The sequence below is a fragment of the Nocardioides pantholopis genome, from assembly GCF_003710085.1.
Classification (GTDB): domain Bacteria; phylum Actinomycetota; class Actinomycetes; order Propionibacteriales; family Nocardioidaceae; genus Nocardioides; species Nocardioides pantholopis.
Genome location: NZ_CP033324.1, coordinates 2,712,463 through 2,732,340 on the forward strand (window position 1 = coordinate 2,712,463; position 19,878 = coordinate 2,732,340).

General features: G+C 73.2%; 18 protein-coding genes. 9 read left to right on the forward strand and 9 right to left on the reverse strand.

The annotated features are described in order from the left end of the window. Positions 1-35: 35 nt before the first annotated feature. Positions 36-764: a DNA repair protein RecO gene (gene recO / locus EBO35_RS13030; RefSeq protein ID WP_122818082.1), complete on the reverse strand. Its 729-nt coding sequence runs from the start codon at positions 762-764 to the stop codon at positions 36-38. A 55-nt stretch (positions 765-819) separates the two neighbouring features. Continuing rightward, entirely contained in the window at positions 820-2,619 is a 1,800-nt protein-coding gene (leuA, locus tag EBO35_RS13035; protein WP_122818083.1) for a 2-isopropylmalate synthase, read from the reverse strand. A gap of 216 nt (positions 2,620-2,835) precedes the next feature. Between leuA and EBO35_RS19515 the strand changes: the two genes are divergently transcribed. From EBO35_RS19515 to EBO35_RS13050, 4 genes are read left to right on the forward strand one after another with little or no spacing between them, the layout of a single operon-like run. Further along, positions 2,836-3,009 (forward strand): hypothetical protein, encoded by a 174-nt coding sequence (locus EBO35_RS19515; protein ID WP_164477959.1) that lies wholly within the window; start codon positions 2,836-2,838, stop codon positions 3,007-3,009. Next, complete coding sequence (locus EBO35_RS13040; protein WP_122818084.1) at positions 3,006-3,440, forward strand: SRPBCC family protein; 435 nt, start codon at positions 3,006-3,008, stop codon at positions 3,438-3,440. The genes EBO35_RS19515 and EBO35_RS13040 overlap by 4 nt, the downstream gene beginning before the upstream one ends. After that, positions 3,437-5,026 (forward strand): phytoene desaturase family protein, encoded by a 1,590-nt coding sequence (locus EBO35_RS13045; protein WP_122818085.1) that lies wholly within the window; start codon positions 3,437-3,439, stop codon positions 5,024-5,026. The genes EBO35_RS13040 and EBO35_RS13045 overlap by 4 nt, the downstream gene beginning before the upstream one ends. Beyond that, positions 5,023-5,673 carry an RsmD family RNA methyltransferase gene (locus tag EBO35_RS13050; protein WP_122818086.1) on the forward strand — a complete coding sequence of 217 codons (651 nt, stop codon included), beginning with the start codon at positions 5,023-5,025 and terminating at the stop codon, positions 5,671-5,673. Before EBO35_RS13045 ends, EBO35_RS13050 begins: the two co-directional genes overlap by 4 nt. A gap of 165 nt (positions 5,674-5,838) precedes the next feature. On the opposite strand, the gene EBO35_RS13055 is transcribed toward EBO35_RS13050, so the two are convergent. After that, complete coding sequence (locus EBO35_RS13055) at positions 5,839-6,051, reverse strand: CDGSH iron-sulfur domain-containing protein (RefSeq protein WP_241153688.1); 213 nt, start codon at positions 6,049-6,051, stop codon at positions 5,839-5,841. Beyond that, positions 6,048-7,001, reverse strand: a complete 954-nt coding sequence (locus EBO35_RS13060; RefSeq protein WP_241153689.1) for an iron-containing redox enzyme family protein — start codon at positions 6,999-7,001, stop codon at positions 6,048-6,050. The genes EBO35_RS13055 and EBO35_RS13060 overlap by 4 nt, the downstream gene beginning before the upstream one ends. 182 nt (positions 7,002-7,183) lie before the next feature. Here EBO35_RS13060 and EBO35_RS13065 point away from each other — a divergent pair, with 182 nt between their 5' ends. From EBO35_RS13065 to EBO35_RS13075, 3 genes are read left to right on the forward strand one after another with little or no spacing between them, the layout of a single operon-like run. Continuing rightward, positions 7,184-9,439 carry a catalase gene (locus EBO35_RS13065; RefSeq protein ID WP_122819751.1) on the forward strand — a complete coding sequence of 752 codons (2,256 nt, stop codon included), beginning with the start codon at positions 7,184-7,186 and terminating at the stop codon, positions 9,437-9,439. Between the two features lie 49 nt (positions 9,440-9,488). Then, positions 9,489-10,592, forward strand: coding sequence for a YihY/virulence factor BrkB family protein (locus EBO35_RS13070; RefSeq protein WP_122818087.1), 1,104 nt, complete (start codon positions 9,489-9,491; stop codon positions 10,590-10,592). Between the two features lie 28 nt (positions 10,593-10,620). Next, positions 10,621-12,123 (forward strand): FAD-dependent oxidoreductase, encoded by a 1,503-nt coding sequence (locus EBO35_RS13075; protein ID WP_206422561.1) that lies wholly within the window; start codon positions 10,621-10,623, stop codon positions 12,121-12,123. Positions 12,124-12,286: 163 nt separating this feature from the next. Here the strand turns inward: EBO35_RS13075 and EBO35_RS13080 are convergent, their stop codons facing one another. The 3 genes from EBO35_RS13080 to EBO35_RS13090 are packed head-to-tail and all read right to left on the reverse strand — an operon-like array spanning position 12,287 to position 15,580. Beyond that, positions 12,287-12,859 (reverse strand): sugar O-acetyltransferase, encoded by a 573-nt coding sequence (locus tag EBO35_RS13080; RefSeq protein WP_122818088.1) that lies wholly within the window; start codon positions 12,857-12,859, stop codon positions 12,287-12,289. Positions 12,860-12,902: 43 nt separating this feature from the next. Next, entirely contained in the window at positions 12,903-13,667 is a 765-nt protein-coding gene (locus EBO35_RS13085) for an ATP-binding protein (protein ID WP_122818089.1), read from the reverse strand. Continuing rightward, positions 13,664-15,580: a PAS domain S-box protein gene (locus EBO35_RS13090; RefSeq protein WP_241153690.1), complete on the reverse strand. Its 1,917-nt coding sequence runs from the start codon at positions 15,578-15,580 to the stop codon at positions 13,664-13,666. Before EBO35_RS13090 ends, EBO35_RS13085 begins: the two co-directional genes overlap by 4 nt. Positions 15,581-15,698: 118 nt before the next feature. Here EBO35_RS13090 and EBO35_RS13095 point away from each other — a divergent pair, with 118 nt between their 5' ends. Together EBO35_RS13095 and EBO35_RS13100 are read left to right on the forward strand one after the other, a co-directional pair. Then, positions 15,699-16,511, forward strand: coding sequence for a sigma-70 family RNA polymerase sigma factor (locus EBO35_RS13095; protein ID WP_122819755.1), 813 nt, complete (start codon positions 15,699-15,701; stop codon positions 16,509-16,511). A gap of 64 nt (positions 16,512-16,575) precedes the next feature. After that, positions 16,576-17,061 (forward strand): flavodoxin family protein, encoded by a 486-nt coding sequence (locus EBO35_RS13100; RefSeq protein ID WP_122818091.1) that lies wholly within the window; start codon positions 16,576-16,578, stop codon positions 17,059-17,061. A 55-nt stretch (positions 17,062-17,116) separates the two neighbouring features. On the opposite strand, the gene EBO35_RS13105 is transcribed toward EBO35_RS13100, so the two are convergent. Continuing rightward, entirely contained in the window at positions 17,117-17,473 is a 357-nt protein-coding gene (locus EBO35_RS13105; protein WP_122818092.1) for an STAS domain-containing protein, read from the reverse strand. A 122-nt stretch (positions 17,474-17,595) separates the two neighbouring features. Continuing rightward, entirely contained in the window at positions 17,596-19,533 is a 1,938-nt protein-coding gene (locus EBO35_RS13110) for a SpoIIE family protein phosphatase (RefSeq protein WP_122818093.1), read from the reverse strand. Between the last annotated feature and the right edge of the window lie 345 nt (positions 19,534-19,878).

A 19,878-nucleotide genomic window follows, 5' to 3' on the forward strand; every position in this document is an offset into this window, starting at 1 on the left:
CCGGCCGTGGCCCGGGGGCCGCCGGCGAGCCGGGCTCAGCGCTCGACGTACGCCATCGAGCGCAGGCCGCGCTCCAGGTGCCAGTGCAGGTACGCCGCGACCAGGCCGCTGGCCTCGCGCAGGTGCCGGGGCTCGGCGGCCTCGACCGTCGGCCAGTCGCCGGCGAGCAGCGCACCGAGGACCTCGATCGTCTCCGCGGCGGGAGAGGCGGAGCCGGGCACCCGGCAGGTGGCGCAGAGCATCCCGCCCATCGACGGGTTGAACCAGCGGTGCGGACCCTCCAGCCCGCAGCGCGAGCAGTGCTCGAAGGACGGCGCGTAGCCCGCCACTGCGAGCGAGCGCAGCAGGTAGGAGTCCAGCACCTGCCCGGGGCCGCGCTCGCCGCCCGCCATCGCCCGCAGCCCGCCCACGAGCAGCAGGAACTGCTGCACCGAGGGCTGCCGCTCCTCCGAGGCCAGCCGCTCGGCGGTCTCCAGCATCGCGGTGCCCGCGGTGTAGCGGTCGTAGTCCAGCCCGAGCCGGGCATGGAACAGCGTCAGCGTCTCGGCCTGGGTGATCGTGTCCAGGCTGCGCCCCTCCGCGAGCTGCAGGTCCACGTGCGTGAACGGCTCCAGCCGGGACCCGAACCGGGAGCTGGTCCGGCGCACGCCCTTGGCGACCGCACGGATCCGCCCGTGGTGGCGGGTCAGCAGGGTGATGATGCGGTCGGCCTCGCCCAGCTTGTGGGTGCGCAGCACGATCGCCTCGTCGCGGTAGAGGGGCACGCGACCATTGTGCTCCCTCTACCGCGACCGATGGCGGCCCCCCGCGGGGCGGCGGTCAGGCGCGGTTGATCGCGCTGACGACTGCCTTGAGCGAGGCGGTGACGATGTTCGCGTCCACGCCGATCCCCCACAGCACCTTGTCGCCGACCGCGCACTCGACGTACGCCGCAGCGAGCGCGTCGCCGCCGGAGGACAGCGCGTGCTCGGCGTAGTCCAGGACCCGGACGTCGCCGCGGTCGGCGTAGACCGCGTTGCCGGCCGCCTGCTCGTCGGCGACGAGCTGGTTGAGCGCCGCGACGAACGCCGCGATCGGCCCGTTGCCGGTGCCCTCGAGCGTGCGCGGCTCGCCGTCGACGTACACGTTGACGGTGAGCGCGTCGAGCTCGCCGGCCGCCGAGGAGGTGTGCACGGAGTTCAGCCTCAGCGGCTGCTCGCGGTCGAGGTACTCGCTGCGGAAGGTCTCCCAGATCGCCTCGGGCGTCATCTCGCCGCCGTCGGCGTCGGTGCGCTGCTGGACGACCCGGCTGAACTCGATCTGCGCGCGCCGCGGCAGGTCGAGCTTGTGCTCGGCCTTCAGCACGTAGGCCACGCCACCCTTGCCGGACTGGCTGTTGACCCGGATCACTGCCTCGTAGCTGCGCCCCACGTCCTTGGGGTCGATCGGCAGGTACGGCGCCTCCCACTCGATGTCGCGCACCGAGATGCCACGCTCCGCGGCCCGACGCTCGAGGTCCTCGAGGCCCTTCTTGATCGCGTCCTGGTGGGAGCCGGAGAAGGCCGTGTAGACGAGGTCACCGGCGTACGGGTGCCGCGGGTGCACCGGCAGCTGGGTGCAGTACTCCACGGTGCGGCGGATCTCGTCGATGCCGCCGTCGATCGCGAAGTCGACCTGGGGGTCGATGCCCTGGCTGAACAGGTTCATGCCCAGCGTGACCAGGTCGACGTTGCCGGTCCGCTCGCCGTGCCCGAACAGGCAGCCCTCGACCCGGTCGGCGCCGGCCATCAGCCCCAGCTCGGTGGCCGCCACCGCTGTGCCGCGGTCGTTGTGCGGGTGCAGGCTGATCGCGCTGACGTCGCGGCGGGTCAGGCCGCGGGAGAAGTACTCGATCTGGTCGGCGTAGGTGTTGGGCGTGGACATCTCGACGGTCGCCGGCAGGTTCAGGATGATCTCCCGGCCCGGCTCCGGCTGCCAGACGTCCGAGACGGCCTCGCAGACCTCGAGGGCGAAGTCGGTGTCGGACTGGGTGAAGATCTCCGGGGAGTACTGGTAGCCGAACTCCGAGAACGCCGAGCCGAGGCTCTGCTCGGCGTACTTCATGACGAGCTCGGTGCCGTGGGTGGCGATCTGCTTGCACTCCGCGGGCGTGACGCCGAAGACCACGCGCTGGAACAACGGCGCAGTCGCGTTGTAGAGGTGCACGGTCGCCCGGTCGGCGCCGACCAGCGACTGCACGGTGCGCTCGATGAGGTCCTCGCGGGCCTGGGTCAGCACCGAGATCCGGACGTCGTCGGGGATCCGGTCCTCCTCGACGAGCTGGCGCACGAAGTCGAAGTCGGTCTGGCTGGCGCTCGGGAAGCCGACCTCGATCTCCTTGTAGCCCATCTTCACGAGGAGGTCGAACATCGTCAGCTTGCGCGCCGGCGTCATCGGGTCGATGAGGGCCTGGTTGCCGTCGCGCAGGTCGGTGGAGAGCCATCGCGGCGCAGCGGCGATCTTCCGGGTCGGCCAGGTGCGGTCCGGCAGGTCCACCGGGACGAACGGGCGGTAGCGCTCGATGGGCATGCCGCTGGGTCGCTGGCTGTTCGCGGTGTTGCTCAGCGCGGTAGTGGCCGGGGGCTGGTGCTGCTGGGTCATGGAGATCCTCGCTGGATTCGTCGGGCGCCGGGGCAGCAGGCACACCGCAGCGAGGGGTCCGGCTGGTCTCAGACCTCGCTGCGGCAGCGAAGGAGCAGGCGCTGACGCATCATGACCCCCGCACTGTAGCGCACCGCCACCGCCCCCGGCCGTCGTGTCGCCGGGGTGCCGCTGGGTACCGGGGCGCCGGCACAGCCACTGAGCGGAAGGAATCGAATGAAGGTCAGCAGCAAGGTCGGCGCCGCGTGGGCGGTCACGGTCTTCCTCGTCGTCGGGGTGGTTCTCATCTTCGTCGCCCTCAGCCGCGGTGGTGACGAGACCGACATGGAGCAGCAGCCCCAGAGCGTCGCGCTCGTCGGTGCCACCGCCGTCCCCGGGACGACCGGATGAGCACGACGACGCGGGTCGTCGACGCCACCCCCGAGAAGGTGTGGTCGGTCCTCGCCGACGGCTGGCTCTACCCGCTGTGGGTGGTCGGCGCCTCCCGGATGCGCGAGGTGGACGAGAGCTGGCCCGAGCCCGGCTCCCGGCTGCACCACTCGGTCGGGACCTGGCCCGCGCTGATCGACGACTTCACCGAGGTCCTGGACGCGACCCCGGGCTCCATGCTGCGGCTGCGGGCCCGCGCGTGGCCCGCGGGCGAAGCCGAGGTCGTGGTCCGGCTGCGACCGCTGGAGGGCCGCACCGAGGTCGTGATGGAGGAGGACGCCACCGCCGGCCCGGCCCGGCTGATGCCGAAGCCACTGCGCGACCCCCAGCTGCACTGGCGCAACGTGGAGAGCCTGCGCCGGCTGGCCTACGTCGCCGAGCGGCGGCCGTGACGGCGTACGACGCCGTCGTCGTCGGGTCCGGACCCAACGGTCTGGTCGCGGCGAACCACCTCCTGGACCGCGGCTGGTCGGTGCTGGTCCTCGAGGCGCAGCCCCACGTGGGCGGCGCCGTCCACAGCGACCGCTCGGTCGACCCGGACTTCGTGCACGACATGTTCAGCGCGTTCTACCCGCTCGCGCACGCCTCGCCGCACGTGCAGGCCATGCGCCTGGAGGAGCACGGCCTGGAGTGGGTGCACGCCCCGGCCGTGCTCGGCCACCCCCGGCCGGACGGCTCCTGGGCCGTGCTGCACCGCGACCGCGCCGTGACGGCCGGCCTGCTCGAGGACGCCCACGCGGGCGACGGCGAGGCCTGGCTCGACCTGTGCGCGCAGTGGGACCGGATCGGCGGCCAGCTCATCGGTGCGCTGCTCAGCCCGTTCCCGCCGGTCCGCAACGGCCTCGGGATGCTGGCGCGGCTGCGCTCGGTGGGCGGGCTCTCGTTCGTGCGGACCCTGCTGCTGCCCGCGGTCGAGCTCGGCCGCAACCGGTTCGGCGGCTCGGGCGCGCCGCTGCTGATCGCCGGCAACTCCGGGCACGCCGACATCCCCCTGGACTCTCCGGGCTCCGGACTGATGGGCCTGATGATGACCATGCTCGGTCAGACCGTGGGGTTCCCGGTCCCCCGCGGCGGCTCGGGCGGCCTCGCCGAGGCCCTCGCGCGCCGGTTCACCAGCGGGGGCGGCGAGATCCGGTGCTCGGCCGAGGTCGTGGCCATCGATGTCGAGGGCGGCCGGGCCCGGGCCGTGCGCACCGCCGACGAGCGCTACACCGCCCGGCACGCGGTCGTCGCCGACGTCTCGGCTCCGCGCCTGTTCGGCGGCCTGGTCGCCGAGGAGCACCTGCCCGACCGGGTCGTGCGCGGCATGCGCGAGTTCCGGATGGACCCCGGCACGGTCAAGGTGGACTGGGCCCTGGACGGCCCGGTCCCCTGGGCGACGCCTCCGCCGTACGCCCCGGGCACCGTGCACGTGGCCGACTCCGTCGACCAGATGTCGGAGGCCCTCAGCCAGGTCTCCGCGCACGCGATCCCGGCTCAGCCGTTCATGCTCGCCGGCCAGATGACCACCACCGACCCCAGCAGGTCCCCCGCGGGCACCGAGTCGCTGTGGGCCTACACCCACGTGCCGCAGCACAGCACCCGCGACGCCGGGGACGGCTCGGTGCGCGGCGTGTGGGACTCCGCGGACTGCGAGCGCTTCGCCGACCGGATGCAGGAGCGGTTCGAGCGGCTCGCGCCCGGCTTCGGCAGCCGGGTCCGGGCCCGCCGGGTGCTCGGGCCGCGCGAGCTCGAGGCCCGCAACGCCAACCTGATCGGCGGCGCCGTCGGCGGCGGCACCGCCCAGCTGCACCAGGAACTGATCTTCCGCCCGGTCCCCGGGCTGGGCCGTGCCGAGACCGGCATCGGGGGGCTCTATCTTGGCTCTGCCTCCGCCCATCCCGGCGGCGGCGTGCACGGCGCGTGCGGCATGAACGCCGCCCGCGCGGCCCTGGCACACGCCCGGGTCCGACGACTCGTCCCCGGAGGACTGCGATGACGGCTGAGCTGAGCGACACGGTGGTGCCCCCCGAGGAGGTCGCGGACTTCGCCGAGCTGCGGATCCGGCACGACGAGCGGGTGCTCCGGCCGCGGTCCTGGACCGTCGCGCAGGCGGAGTGGGGCGCCGAGCTGCTGCGCGGCGGTCCCGACGGCCCGGTGCTGGAGCTGTGCACCGGGGCCGGGCAGATCGGCCTGCTCACGGTCGCCCGGGAGCGCCGTCCGCTGGTCGCTGTCGACCTCAACCCGGTCGCCTGCGACTACGCACGCCGCAACGCCGCCGACGCCGGGCTCGCCGACCTGGTCGAGGTCCGGGAGGGCGCGCTGGACGCCGTGCTGGCCGCCGAGGAGCGCTACGCGCTGGTCCAGGCGGACCCGCCGTGGGTGCGCCGGGCCGAGACCGGCCGGTTCCCGGGCGACCCGCTGCTGGCCATCGACGGCGGCGACGACGGGCTCGCGCTGGCGTGGACCTGCGTGGAGACCGCCGCCGCCCACCTGCTGCCCGGCGGCTCGCTGCTGCTCCAGCTGGGCACCACCGAGCAGGCCGAGGCGGTCGGCTCCGGCCTCACGACGTACGCCGACCTCGCCCTGGTCGAGGTCCGCGAGTACGAGCGCGGCGTCCTCGCCCGCGTGCGCCGCGACGCCTGACCCTGGCCCGGCGGTCGAGCCGCGAGCGCGTCGGCGCGGTGGTCGAGCCGCGAGCGCGTCGGCCCGGTGGTCGAGCCGCGAGCGCGTCGGCCCGGGTGGTCGAGCCGCGAGCGCGTCGGCCCGGTGGTCGAGCCGCGAGCGCAGCGAGCGTGTCGAGACCCCGCGTCAGGGACGCAACTTGGCGGGCAACACCTTGTGGGTGCCGTCGCACCACGGCTGCGAGGCGGACTTGCCGCAGCGGCACACGGCCGAGACCGGGCGGTGGGTGCGGTGCTCGTTGCCGTCGGCGTCCTCGATGACGTGGTCCCCGCGCAGCAGCATCGGCCCGCCCGGGCACAGGACGATGTCCGGGCGCCCGGGCCGCTCGCGGTCGCTCACGCGTCCGCCCCCCACAGGCCGAGCACGTGGTGGGCGAAGCGGTCCTCGAGGTCCAGGCAGGTGAAGGCGCCGAAGAACACGTCCTCGCCCAGGGCCGGCTCCTCCTCGACCAGCACCCCGCAGATGTCGCGGGCCGCCAGCTGCTCGTGCACCGCGTCCGCCTCGACGTGCTCGGTGTAGTAGCCGATGAGCGCGGCGTCCATGCCGAGCCGGTCCAGGCCCTGCGCCATCTTCCGCGACGGCAGCGAGCTGGTCGCCTCGAAGGCAGCGAGATGGCCGAGCGCGGCGCCGCGCAGCTTGCGGCTGAGCCCGAACAGGCTCATCGCGTTGTTCTGCTCCAGGGCCTCCAGCGGCGCCTCGTCGACGTAGGCGCCGTACTCCGAGCGCAGGCCGACGCCCTCCATCCCCCGCTCCCACAGCCGGTGGTGCAGCTGGGCGGGGTCGCCGTTGCCGTACTCGTCGAACTGCAGCTCCATCAGCGCCGCCTTGGGGCGAGCCGTCAGCCGCGGGACGACCCACGAGGTGGGGTCGGCCTCCTTGAGGTGGTAGACCGAGCGCCAGCGCAGCAGGTCGAGCACCTGATCGGTCTCCGCGGTGGTGTGGACGTAGCGCGCCAGCGACGGGCCGTCGTGGTCCTCGATGTAGGCGAACAGCTCGGCGCCGACCTCGGCCGCCGTGCTCCCGCTGACGGCGTACGGCGTCCAGCGCTCGCGCAGCCGGCGCTCGAGGTCCGTGGCGAGCTCGTGCCGCACGGCCAGCAGGCCGGGGTGCCACTCCAGGTCGTCGTCGACGTCCTCGAACCCGCGGTAGTGCAGCTCGAAGAGCCCCCACAGCGCGATCGCGGCGTCATCCGGCGACTCCGGGGCCACGTCGGCGACGCGCCCCTCCCCCGACCTCATCGCCTCGAAGACGGCGGCGCTGAACGCGCCCCGGGCCTTCGGCGTCAGCACGTGCGCCCCGCGCGGGTCAAGGTCTCGATCATGGCGAGAAAGTACCCGGCGCCGGACCCCACCAATCGCCGTGGGGGCGAGGCGCAGACCACTCCGGCGCGGGCCCGGAGCCCGCCGTGTCGGCGGCGGTGTCGACGGGTACCGCGGTCTGTTCGCTCAACACGTTCTACGAAAGGCCAGTGATGGACCCCAAGGAGACCGCAAAGGCCGCGATCCGCAAGCTCGAGTCGCTCGGCGACGTTCCGGTGCCGGGTGGCCCCGGACCGGCGCCGGCGCCGCTCGAGGAGCCGACGGCCCCGGTCCCGCCGCTGCCGCCGAAGCCGGACCAGGGCGCTCCCGCCACGGGCACCGCGACCGGCGCCCAGACCGGGGCCCCGCCGACCGCCCGCGCCCAGCAGGCGGCGTACCTCACGAACTCGACCGGCACCCGGCTGCGCGACACCGACCACTCGCTGAAGGCCGGGCGGCGTGGCCCGACCCTGCTGCAGGACCACCACCTGCGCGAGAAGATCACCCACTTCGACCACGAGCGCATCCCCGAGCGCGTCGTCCACGCCCGCGGTGCGGGCGCTCACGGCGTCTTCGAGGGCTACGGCACCGCAGCCTCGGTCTCGATGGCCGGGCTGTTCGCCAAGGGCAAGGAGACCCCGGTCTTCGTGCGCTTCTCGACGGTGCTGGGCTCGCGTGGCTCGGCCGACACCGTGCGCGACACCCGTGGCTTCGCGACGAAGTTCTACACCGACGAGGGCAACTGGGACCTGGTCGCCAACAACATCCCGGTCTTCTTCATCCAGGACGGCATCAAGTTCCCCGACGTCATCCACGCCGGCAAGCCGCACCCGGACCGTGAGATCCCCCAGGCCCAGAGCGCCCACGACACCTTCTGGGACTTCGTCTCGCTGCACACCGAGGCCCAGCACCACACGATGTGGAACATGTCCGACCGGGGCATCCCGCGCTCCTACCGGATGATGGAGGGCTTCGGGGTCCACACGTTCCGGTGCATCAACGCCGACGGCGGCACCTCGCTGGTGAAGTTCCACTGGAAGCCCAAGCTCGGCGTGCACTCCCTGACCTGGGAGGAGGCGCAGCTGATCGGCGGCATCGACCCCGACTTCCACCGCCGCGACCTGTACGACGCCATCGAGGCCGGCGCCCACCCGGAGTGGGAGCTCGGGGTCCAGGTGTTCCCCGACGAGCCCGACCAGATGTTCGCCGGGATCGACCTGCTCGACCCCACGAAGATCGTGCCCGAGGAGATCGCGCCGGTGCAGCCCATCGGCAAGCTCACCCTGAACGCCAACCCGACGAACTTCTTCGCCGAGGTCGAGCAGATCGCCTTCCACGTCGGACACCTGGTGCCCGGCATCGACGTCACCGACGACCCGCTGCTGCAGACCCGGCTGTTCTCCTACGTCGACACCCAGCTGTCCCGGCTGGGCGGGCCGAACTACAACCAGATCCCGGTCAACCGTCCGCACGTGCCGACCAACGACATGTTCCGCGACGGCTTCCACCAGCACGCCGTGCACAGCGGCGTCGCGCCGTACAAGCCGAACTCGCTGGACGGCGGTTGCCCGTTCGCCGCGGGCGCGGACCTCTCCGACGAGGAGACCCGGGCCTTCATCGAGGCGGCGGTCAAGGTCGCGGAGGCGACCAAGGTCCGGGAGAACCCGGCCTCCTTCGACGACCACTACAGCCAGGTGCGCCAGTTCTGGCTGAGCATGACCCCGGTCGAGAAGGAGCACATCATCCGGGCCTACACCTTCGAGCTCGGCAAGTGCTACGAGCAGGCGGTCAAGGAGCGCCAGCTCCAGAGCCTGGCCAACATCGACCCGGTGCTGTGCCAGGAGGTCGCGACCGGACTGGGTCTGCCCGCGCCGGAGCCGACTGTGCCGCTCGCGGACGTCGAGCCGAGCCCGGCGCTCTCCCAGATCAAGGGGCCGTTCCCGCCCGACGGGCGGATGATCGGCATCGTCGTCGACCCGGACGGCGACCTGGACGGGGTCGAGGCGCTGCGCCGCACCATCCACGAGGCCGGCATGGTGCCGCTGCTGTTCGGCCCGAACGGCGGGACCGTGGGCGGCATGCCCGTGCAGCGCACGTTCGCGACCGGACGCTCGGTCGAGGTCGACGTGCTGCTCCTGGCCGGCAGCCCGAAGCCGGCGCCGGACGCGCTGACCAACCGCGACGACAAGTCCGGCGCCGTGGGCGACCCGGCCGTGGACCCGCGGGTCAGCCTGCTGGTGCAGGAGTGCCACCGCCACGCCAAGGTGATCGGCGCCTGGGGCGCGGGCACGGCGGCCATCACGGCGGCCGGCATCCCGGTCGGTGACGCCGGCGTCGTGACGGGCGACTCCGCCGCGGCGGTCTTCACCGAGGTCCAGGAGCAGATGGCGTTCCACCGCGTCTGGGACCGGTTCGCCACCACGGTCTGACCGACGCCTCCGGGCGCATCAAACCCCCGGGAGCGGGGCACCGCAGCGCATGAGCTCACCCAATTCGAGCAGCGCTGACACCGGTCGCCCCGCCCCCGGGTCGGACCCGGAGGACGAGAAGGTCGACTCCCCCACCGACCTGCGCAAGCCCTCGCTGTTCTACGTCGCCCGCAAGACCGTCCGGGAGTTCTCCGACGACCAGTGCACCGACCTGGCCGCCGCCCTGACCTACTACGCCGTCCTGGCGCTGTTCCCGGCCGCCATCGCGCTGACCTCGGTGCTCGGGCTGGTCGGGCAGGACGGCAAGGCCGTCGACGAGGTACTCAAGATCCTCTCCGACGTCGGCGCCGGCGGCGTCGCCGACACCGTCGGCCCCACCCTGCGCGAGCTCAGCGGCTCCCAGGGTGCCGGTCTCGCCCTGATCCTCGGTCTCCTCGGCGCGCTGTGGTCGGCCAGCGGCTACGTCGGCGCGTTCGGCCGGGCCATGAACCGCATCTACGAGATCGACGAGGGCCGGCCCATCTGGAAGCTGCGCCCGATGATGCTGCTGGTCACGGTGATCGTGGTGATCCTGGCCGCGCTGGTCCTGCTCGCCCTGGTGCTGACCGGCCCGGTCGCCGAGTCGGTCGGCGAGGCGGTCGGCCTCGGCTCGAGCGTCGTGACCGTCTGGAACATCGCCAAGTGGCCGGTCCTGCTCGCCGTGGTCGTGATCATCGTCGCGCTCCTCTACTACGCGACTCCGAACGTCAAGCAGCCGAAGTTCCGCTGGATCAGCGTCGGCGCCGTGCTCGCGATCCTCACCTGGATCCTGCTCTCGCTCGCGTTCGGCTTCTACGTCGCGAACTTCTCCTCCTACAGCAAGACCTACGGCGCCCTCGCGGGCGTCATCGTCTTCCTGCTGTGGCTGTGGATCACCAACATCGCCCTGCTGTTCGGCGCCGAGCTCGACGCGGAGCTGGAGCGCGGCCGCGAGCTGCAGTCCGGCGTCGCGGCCGAGGAGACGATCCAGCTGCCGCCCCGCGACACCCGCAACATCGACAAGAAGCAGAAGCAGGAGGCCAAGGACCGCCAACGCGGCCGGGAGCTGCGCGAGAGCGCCGGCGCACCGGACCAGGACCCGCACCGGACCGACGCCCGCGCCGACCGCGACTGACCCACCGAACCGACCCAGGAGCCTCCCCGTGGCACTGACCTCCCTCTGGCAGGACCGGCACCCACGCTCGCCCCTCGAGGCGAGCACCCCTGCGAGCCTGTCCGGCGAGCACGACGTCGTCGTGGTCGGGGGCGGCCTGACCGGGCTGACCACCGCCGTGCTGCTGGCCCGCGCCGGGCGCTCGGTGCTGGTGGTCGAGGCCGGGCACGTCGGCGTCGGCACCACCGGGCGCAGCACCGCCAAGATCAGCCTGCTCCAGGGGACCCAGTTCTCCCGGCTCTCCCGCCGGCATCCGGACCAGGTCCTGCGCCGCTACGCCGAGGCGAACCTCGAGGCCCAGGCCTGGCTGGTCCGGTTCTGCGCCGACCAGCAGGTCGGCATCCAGGACCGGCCCGCCTACACCTACGCCACCACGGCGCTGGGCGAGCGGATGATCCGCGCGGAGCTCAAGGCGGTGCGGACCGCGGGCCTCGAGGCTGAGTGGCTCGACGAGGTGCCGCTGCCCTACCCCACCCGCGGTGCGGTGCGGCTGGCCGACCAGAAGCAGGTCGATCCGTGCGAGCTGCTCGAGGCGCTCTCCCGGGAGGCAGTGGCGCACGGCGTACGCCTCGTCGAGGGGGTGCGGGTCCGCCGGGTGACCGGCAAGGACCCGGTGCAGGTCGTCTCCGAGCACGGCACCGCGACGGCTCGCACGGTCGTGGTCGCCACCAACATGCCGGTGCTGGACCGCGGCGGGTTCTTCGCCCGGATGTCGCCGTCGCGCTCCTACGGCCTGGCGTTCCGGACCGCCGAGCCGCACGTGGACGGGATGTACCTCTCCGCCGACTCCCCGTCGCGGTCCCTGCGCGACGCCCCCGGCACCGACGGCGCCTCACTGCTGCTCGTCGGCGGCAACGGGCACAAGGTCGGCGCCCCGGTCTCGGAGCAGCAGCGGATCGAGGGGCTGCGGGAGTGGACCGCGCACTGGTTCCCCGACGCGGAGGAGACCCACGCCTGGTCCGCACAGGACTACGTCCCCCACCACGGTCTGCCGTTCGCCGGCCCGGTGCTGCCCGGAGCCGACGAGGTGCTGGTCGCCGGCGGCTACTCCAAGTGGGGCATGACCAACGGCGTGGCGGCCGCCCTCGCGGTCGCCGGCCAGGTCCTCGGGGAGCAGCGGCCGTGGGCCGACATCCTGCGCCCGTGGCAGCGCGCCGAGCTGCGCGGCGCGCTCGACACCGCCAAGCTCAACGGCGAGGTCGCCCTGGAGATGGCCGGCGGCTGGCTGCGCCCGGCCCTGCACCCGGGTGCCGGCACGCCCCCGACCGAGGGCCAGGGCACCGTCCGCCTGGACCACGCCGGCCCGCCCACGGCGGTGTCGACGGTCGACGGCACCGAGCGACGGGTCTCCGCGGTCTGCAGCCACCTCGGTGGCGTGGTGCGCTGGAACGACGCCGAGCGCAGTTGGGACTGCCCGCTGCACGGCTCGCGGTTCGGCCCGGACGGCGAGGTCCTGGAGGGGCCGGCCACCTGCGGCCTGGGCCGGCGCTGAGCCGGCCGGAAACCGCAACGCCCCCGTCCGGAACTGCGTAAGTCCGACGGGGGCGAGCGGTGTTCCTGACATCTGATTTACCCCTTCGCCGCCGCGAAAACACCCCTCTCATTCGATTTCACCCCCAGGGGTGAAGGTCGCCCGGGGTGAGGTCGAGGACGTCTCAGGCCTCGGCCACCGACCGGATCACCCGTGCCGGGTTGCCCACGGCGACCACGTTCGCCGGCAGGTCCCGGGTCACGACCGAGCCGGCGCCGACCACTGTGTTCTCGCCGATGCGCACCCCGGGGCAGACGATCACCCCGCCGCCGAGCCAGACGTTGTCCCCGATCGTGATCGGGCGCGCGGCCTCCCACTTGGCGCGGCGGGCCTCCGGCTCGACCGGGTGGGTGGGGGTGAGCAGCTGCACGTTCGGCCCGATCTGGACGTCGTCGCCGATCGTGATGGCGGCGACGTCGAGGGCCAGCAGCCCGAAGTTCGCGAAGCAGCGCGCACCGATCCGGATGTTCGTCCCGTAGTCGACCTGCACCGGCGGTCGCAGGTCGGTGTCCTCCCCGACGGCGCCGAGCAGCTGTTCGAGGATCAGGCGGCGCAGCGGCTCCTGGCGACTGGTCGTCGCGTTGTACGTCGCAGCAAGGTCCTGGGCAGCGCGAGTGGCCTCGACCAGCTCCGGGTCGTCGGCGAGGTAGAGGTCGCCGGCGAGCATCCGCTCCCGCATCGTGCGTGTGTCGTCCATCCCGCCATCCTGGCGGCCATCGCGACGGGGGGCGAGCTCGAGCTCAGGAGACCTCGCGGGCCAGCTCGGCCCAGACCACCTTGCCGCGCGCCGACTCCTCGATGCCCCACGAGGCCGACATGGCGGCGATCAGCACCAGTCCCCGGCCGCCCTCCCGGGTGTCGCTCTGGGGCTGCGGCTCCGGCGTACCGGGGCCGCTGTCGGCCACCTCGAGGCGCAGGGTGCCGGGGTTCAGGCTGACGCGCACCCGGAAGGAGGACTCCGCGTGGTTGAGCGCGTTGGTCGCCAGCTCGCTGACGACCAGGCAGGCCTCGTCCAGCAGGTGGCCGAGCTCCCAGTCGTCGAGGGTGCTGCGCACCAGCGACCGCGCCTGGCGCACGCTGCCGAGGTCCTGCGGGAGGTCCACCTCGACGGACTGCTGCTCGGGGCGGCCGGCTGACTCGAGCAGGTCCACGAGGTAGTCGAGGTCCTCGTTCTTGAGCACGTAGCCGGCGGTGTTCTCCTCGAACCAGAGCCGGTCGTCGGGGTCGGCGCCGGAGAAGACGACCACCTTCGCGGCGGGCGCGCTCGCCCGGACCCGGCCCAGCACGTCGCGGCCGGCCAGGTCGGGCAGGCCGAGGTCCAGCACGATGACGTCCGGCTGGAGCTCGGCGGCGAGCTCGGCCGCCTGGGCGCAGGTCCCGGCCTCGCCGGTCACCTCGAAGCCCCCGCGGAAGCGCAGCGCGGTGCGCACCAGGCGCCGGGCGTCGACGGCGTCGTCGACGAGCAGCACCCGGACCACGCCCCCGGGTCGGCCGGCGGCGCTCATGGTGTCTCCTCGGCGCGCGGCAGGGTCAGGACGAAGGCGCCGTCCGCGGGGCGGTACGCCGCGTCGCCACCCTGGGCCCGGGCCAGCTCCCGGACGATGTGCAGGCCCAGCCCGGTGCCGCCGCCGTGACCGCTCGTCGCGAACCGGTCGAAGAGCCGCTGGCGCATCGTCTCCGGCACTCCGTCGCCGGCGTCGCGGACCTCGATGTCGACGGTGGCGGGGTGCGACACGACCCGGACCCGGACCGGCGGGCGGCCGTGTCGCAGCGCGTTGCCCAAGAGATTCTCCATGGCCTGCGTCAGTCTTCCGGGATCGGCGTGGACGATGGCGCCCTCGTCCCCCTCGAGGTGCACCACCGACTGAGGATGCGCCTTGCGGTGCACGCTGGCAAGTTCCTCGAGGTGTCGCCACACCGGGACGGCGCCGGACCGGATCTCCAGGGCGCTGGCCTGGAGCCGGGAGGCCGTCAGCAGGTCGGCGAGGAGCCGGTTGAGCTGGTTGGCGCTGGACGCCATCGCCTGCAGGAACTCATCGCGCTCCCCGGCCTCGAGGTCCGCCCAGTGCCGGCGCAGCGTCTCCGCCGACATCGCCATGGTGCCCACGGGCCCGCGCAGCTCGTGGGCGGTCACCGCGACGAACTGGGCCTGCTCGTCGGCCACCTGCTGGAGCCGCTCGTTGGCTGCGGCCAGGGCCTCGGCCGCCGCCTCCTGCTCCTGCAGCAGCCGGCGGCGCTCGGTCACGTCGCGGGTGACCTTGGCGAACCCGAGGTGGCTCCCGTCCGGACGCCGCACGGCGGTGATCGTCACCTGGGCCCAGAACCGGCTGCCGTCCTTGCGGAGCCGCCAGCCCTCCTCCTCGTAGCGCCCGTGCGCCAGCGCGAGCTGCAGCTCGTGCTCGGGATGGCGACGCTCCCGGACCTCCGGCGGGTAGAACATCCGGAAGTGCTGCCCGACGGCCTCCTCGGCCGTGTAGCCCTTGTGCCGCTCAGCGCCCGCGTTCCAGCTCGCGATCCGCCCGTCGGGGTCGAGCATGAAGATCGCATAGTCCTGGACGGTCTCGACCATCAGCCGGAACCGCTGCTCGCTCTCGCGCAGCCCGGCCTCGGCCTCGCGCTGGCCGGTGACGTCCTGCACCTGGAGGAACAGGTACAGCGGCTCCCGCTCGGCGCTGAGCACCGGGGTGAGCGTCGACTGCAGCAGCACGCCGGGCCGACCCGGCACGGTGTGCTCGGCGCGGGCGTCGTCATGGCCGTCGACGACGATCGTGCGGATCAGCCCCTCGACGTCCACCCCGGTCACGACCTCGGCGTACGCACTGCCGAGGAGCTCTGCCGCGGGCCGCTGCAGCAAGCCGGCGAGATGCCGGTTGCTGCGCACGATCCGCCCCGAGAGCGTGACCGTGGCCATGCCGATCGCGGCGTCCTCGAAGACCTCGCGGAACCGCTCCTGGTGCTCGGCGAGCACCGGGCCCTCCTCCGGGACGCCGTCGCTCGAGGTTCCGGGCGGGGGCACCAGGACGGTGGACGAGGGGTCCCGAAGGACCTCGAGCAGGTCGTCGACGAGCGTGTCCAGGGTCAGCGACTTCTGCAGGTACGCCGCGGCGCCTAGCGCGCGGGCCCGGTCGGCCAGCCCGTGCTCGTCGAACCCGCTGAACATCACGACCCGCGTCGTGGGCGAGGCCGCCCGGGCCTCCGGCAGCGCCTGCAGGCCGTCCACGCCGGGCATCGAGACGTCCATCAGCAGCAGGTCCGGCCGGTGCTCGGCGACCAGGTCGACGGCCTCGCGGCCGTCCTGCCCCTCACCGACGACCTCGAAGCGCCCGGACAGGCGCAGCCGGGAGCGGACGACCGAGCGCAGATCGGCGACGTCATCGACGACGACGACCGTCGGCAGCTTCGAGCTCGTCCCCGGCATGGCGCGAACGTACAGCAGGAGCCCGGCCTGACGGGGGACGCCTCCCGAGCCCGGGATCACACCGAAGTTGCGGATGCTTTGAGTTTCAACTCGGTTGGGCCCGGGCATCAACCTCACCATGACCACCGCAGCGATGCACCGCCAGGCGCCGGACCAGGTCCGTCGCGAACGCACTGCCTCCCTGCTCGCCGAGGCCGCCGAGGCGTCCCCGGAGCAGCGCGAGGAGCTCCTGAACGAGGTTGTGGTCCTGAACATCCAGGTTGCCCACGCCGTGGCCCGCCGCTTCCGCAACCGCGGGGTGGCCCTCGAGGACCTCGAGCAGGTCGCGTGCTGTGCCCTGGTGCGGGCCGCGCGCAAGTTCGACGTCGCGCAGGAGCGCGACTTCCTTTCCTACGCCGTGCCCACGATGAGCGGCGAGCTCAAGCGCTACTTCCGCGACCACGGCTGGACCGTGCGTCCGCCGCGCCGGATCCAGGAGATCCACTCGCGGGTCGTCGCGCTGCACCGTTCCGGCCTCGAGGACGGCCGGCCGGCGAAGCCCGAGGACATCGCCCAGGCGCTCGAGATCCCCGTGGCCGACGTCCGCGAGGCACTGGAGACCCAGGGCTGCTTCCAGCCGGCGTCCCTCGACTACACCCTCCACGAGGGTGGGGACATGACCGTCGGCGACCTGCTCGCCAGCGACGACGAGAGCGAGCGCGAGGCGCTCGAAGCCCGGGTCATGCTGCAGCCCGTGGTCCGCCGCCTCTCCGAGCGGGACCGCCGCATCCTCCACCTCCGGTTCGCCGAGGACTGCACCCAGGCGCAGATCGGCCAGGAGCTCGGCGTCACGCAGATGCAGGTCTCCCGTCTGCTCAGCCGGATCCTCGACGGGCTGCGCGAGGACCTCGCGGTCGACGAGTCCACCGACCGGACGCACGCCGCCGTCTGACCACCACCCGAACCATGCGCCGCCCCTCGTCCGTCAGGACGGGGGGCGGTTAGCGTTGGCGGCGATGAAGCGTCTGCTCGTGGTCCACCACTCCCCCACTCCGTCCGTCGCTGCACTGACCGAGGCCGTGCTCGCGGGGACCCGCGACGAGGCGATCACGGACGTCGAGGTCGTGGTCCGGGGGGCCCTCGAGGCCCGGGCCGCCGACGTGCTCGAGGCCGACGGCTACCTACTGGGGACCCCGGCGAACTTCGGCTACATGTCGGGTGCCCTGAAGCACTTCTTCGACACGATCTTCCTCGAGGCCGGCGGCGCGCTGGCCGACGACGGCGCGGCGTCCGCAGCCGGCGGTGGCCGCAAGCCGTACGGGCTGTGGGTGCACGGACGCTACGACACCACCGGTGCCGTGCGCTCGGTGCAGAGCATCGTCCAGGCGCTCCCGTGGACGCAGGCGGCCGCCGTGCTGGAGGTGCTCGGCGACGTCGACGACGACGCCACGGCGGCCGGCTACCAGCTGGGCGGCACGCTGGCCGCGCTGCTCAGCTACTGACGCCAGCCCGAGCTGGAGGCCCCCGACATCCGTCGCGAGCCGATCGGCGGACCGGTCAGGCGACGACGGACGGGCCGGGCGGGGTCTCGCTGCTCTCGGCGATGTCGGGGAGCTCGGTGGAGTACGGCAGGGCGCACACCAGCAGCACCCGCTGGGCGATGGTCCCGGTCCTGGCGACCAGGGAGACCGTCACGCCGTTCTGGCCTGCGGAGCGGATCGCGGTGACGAGCACGCTCACCGCGACGCTCGGGAGGTAGTCGGCGTCGCTCAGCTCGACGGCGAGCGAGCGCGTGTAGTCCTGGGTCTGCTCGCGCAGCGCGTTGCGCAGCGCGATCACGGCGTACTCGTCGACGGAACCACTGACCTTCAGCACACCGGGGCTCGCAGTTACCGCGAACGGCCTCTCATCCATACCCCGACCCTAGGGGTATCAGGGCTGGAAGTCATCCGCGGACCCCACCCCTGCGGGTGAGATTGGCATCGCCGGAAGAGGGATGTCGCTCTAAATGGGGGGTGCGCGGCCATAAGTCGCGCCTAAGAACCCCCCGGCGTCTCATCATCCGGAACCTGGGTCAGGTACGGCAGTTGCACGAGCTCGAGCACGTGCTGGGCCACCGACCCCGCCGGCGCCACCAGCACCAGTGGCGACCGGGGAAGCCCCGCGCCCGCCTCGTAGAGCACCTGGACGCCGGCACTCGCCAGCACGAGGACATCGGACAGGTCAAGGTGGACCGTCTTGGTGCCCCCGCGGCTCACCTGGCCCAGCCGGTGCCGCAGCTCGTCGGCGGTCCGGCCGTCGAGTGCTCCGCTGACGGCGACGACCGGACCGTCGCCGGAGACGACGAGCGAGTCGGATCCGGCACGGAGGCTGGGACGGCGCGGGCCCGAGGAGGTCAGCAGGCTGACCGCGACCCGTGGCCAGTGCCGCACGCACACGGTGGTGCCTTCCGCACGGTCGGAGATCTCGAGCTCGTCGGCGAAGCCCTGAGCCATCGCCAGGCCGCGGCCCCGGCCACCGGCCGCCGGCGCCGGGCGCCACCGGCCACGGTCGGTGACCGTGAGCTCGACCGCGCCGTCAGGACGCAGCCGGCCACTGACCGTCACCGTCGCGGTGTCGCGGTCCGCGTCGGGCGGGTAGGCGTGCTCGACCACGTTGCTGACCAGCTCGCCCACGGCGTGCTGGAGCGCAAGCTCGTCAAGCTCGTCGATGTGGTGCGAGGCGAGCCAGTCGGCGACGTTGTGGCGCACCGCGCGCAGGGCGTCGGGGAAGGCCGGCATCGTCATGGCGAGATCGGGGATGGGCTCGACCACCTGGGCCGCCACGAGGCTGACGTCGTCCTCGACCCCGCCGACCAGGGACAGCTGCTCGACCGTCTCCCGGGCGATGAGCTCCACCAGCGTCTCGCCGCACCGGTCCTCGGGCGCAGCGCGGACGAGGCGGGCGACGGTCTGGGCGAGGTCCAGAGTGTTCTGGCCGGTCGAGCGGCCCGGCCGCTGCACCAGGCCGTCGCTGTAGAGCACCAGGGTGTCCCCCGGGGAGAGCGGGACCTCGGCCATCGGGAACGGCTGCCCCGACCCCAGCGGGGCGCCCCCGGTCAGGGGCAGGTACCGCGCCTCGCCGTCCTCGCCGACCAGCAGCGGCGGCGGGTGCCCCGCCGTGCAGTAGCGCATCGCGCGGCGGTCCGCGTCCACGATCGCGACGCACACCGTCGCGGCGCGGGCGGCGGCCACGCGCCGGGCCCGCCGCTCGAGCAGGTCCAGGGCGCCGAGGACATCGCCGTCCACGCGGACCCGCTCCTCGAACAGGGTGCGCAGCTCACCCATCACCACCGAGGCGCGCACGCCATGGCCCACCGCGTCGCCGACCACCAGCACCGTGCGGCCGTCGGCGAGCGCCATCGCGTCGAACCAGTCCCCGCCGGCGGTGGGGCCGTCCTCGGCCAGGAGGTAGCGCGCCGCCAGCTGGAGGCGCGGCACGACCGGGAGCCCCTCCGGCAGCAGGGCGTCCTGGAGCACGACCAGCGTGTCGGCGGCGGCGTCGAAACCACGCTTCGCGTCAGCGGAGCGCGCGTCCGCGGCCCGCTTGGCGTAGACGGACGCGGTCACGTCGGAGGTCTCCAGCAGCACCCCGTCGACGGACCCGTCGGCGGCGAGCGTCGGCGACAGGCTCAGCCGCACGAACACCTCGCCGGGCAGGTCGGGGATCGGTCCGGCTCCGGGCAGCTCCAGACGCAGCTCGTCGCGCACCTGCGCCGACCCGGTGCGGTACACCTCGCTCGCGAGCTCGACCACGCCCGACGTGACCGCACTGGGGAAGGCCGCACCGAGCGGCAGCCCCGTCCGATCCCCGTACGCCGTGCGCGCGGCGAAGTTCTGTGCGGTGAGCACCAGCTCGGGGCCCTCGGCGAGCGCCAGGGCCGAGGTCGCGTACTCGAAGGCAGCAGCGGCGGGCTCGGGACGATAGTGCTTCACGCGGACACCTTCGCGGGTACGCCGTGTGCACCGACCAGCGGGGTCACTGCCACGTCATGCCTCCGCGCCTCTCGTCCAGGGATGGTCACCGCCGAATCCGTCGTCCCGGTCGCGCGGTCCGGACGCCGGTACCCCGGCCCCGTCGGTCCGTAACGAGGCATTGCGACCACACCCCAGGGGGTGGCTTCGGGCCCACCGCCGGGCGCGGGACCGGCCGGACAGCGCCTTCCGGCGGGCCGCACCTGCTTGCGCTTGCGGCTGCGGTGAGTACCGTCGAGGTGACGCAGGGCACGTCACTGGCCTCCACCGCAGCCGGCGGACCCTCCATCGATCTTGGGAGATGGA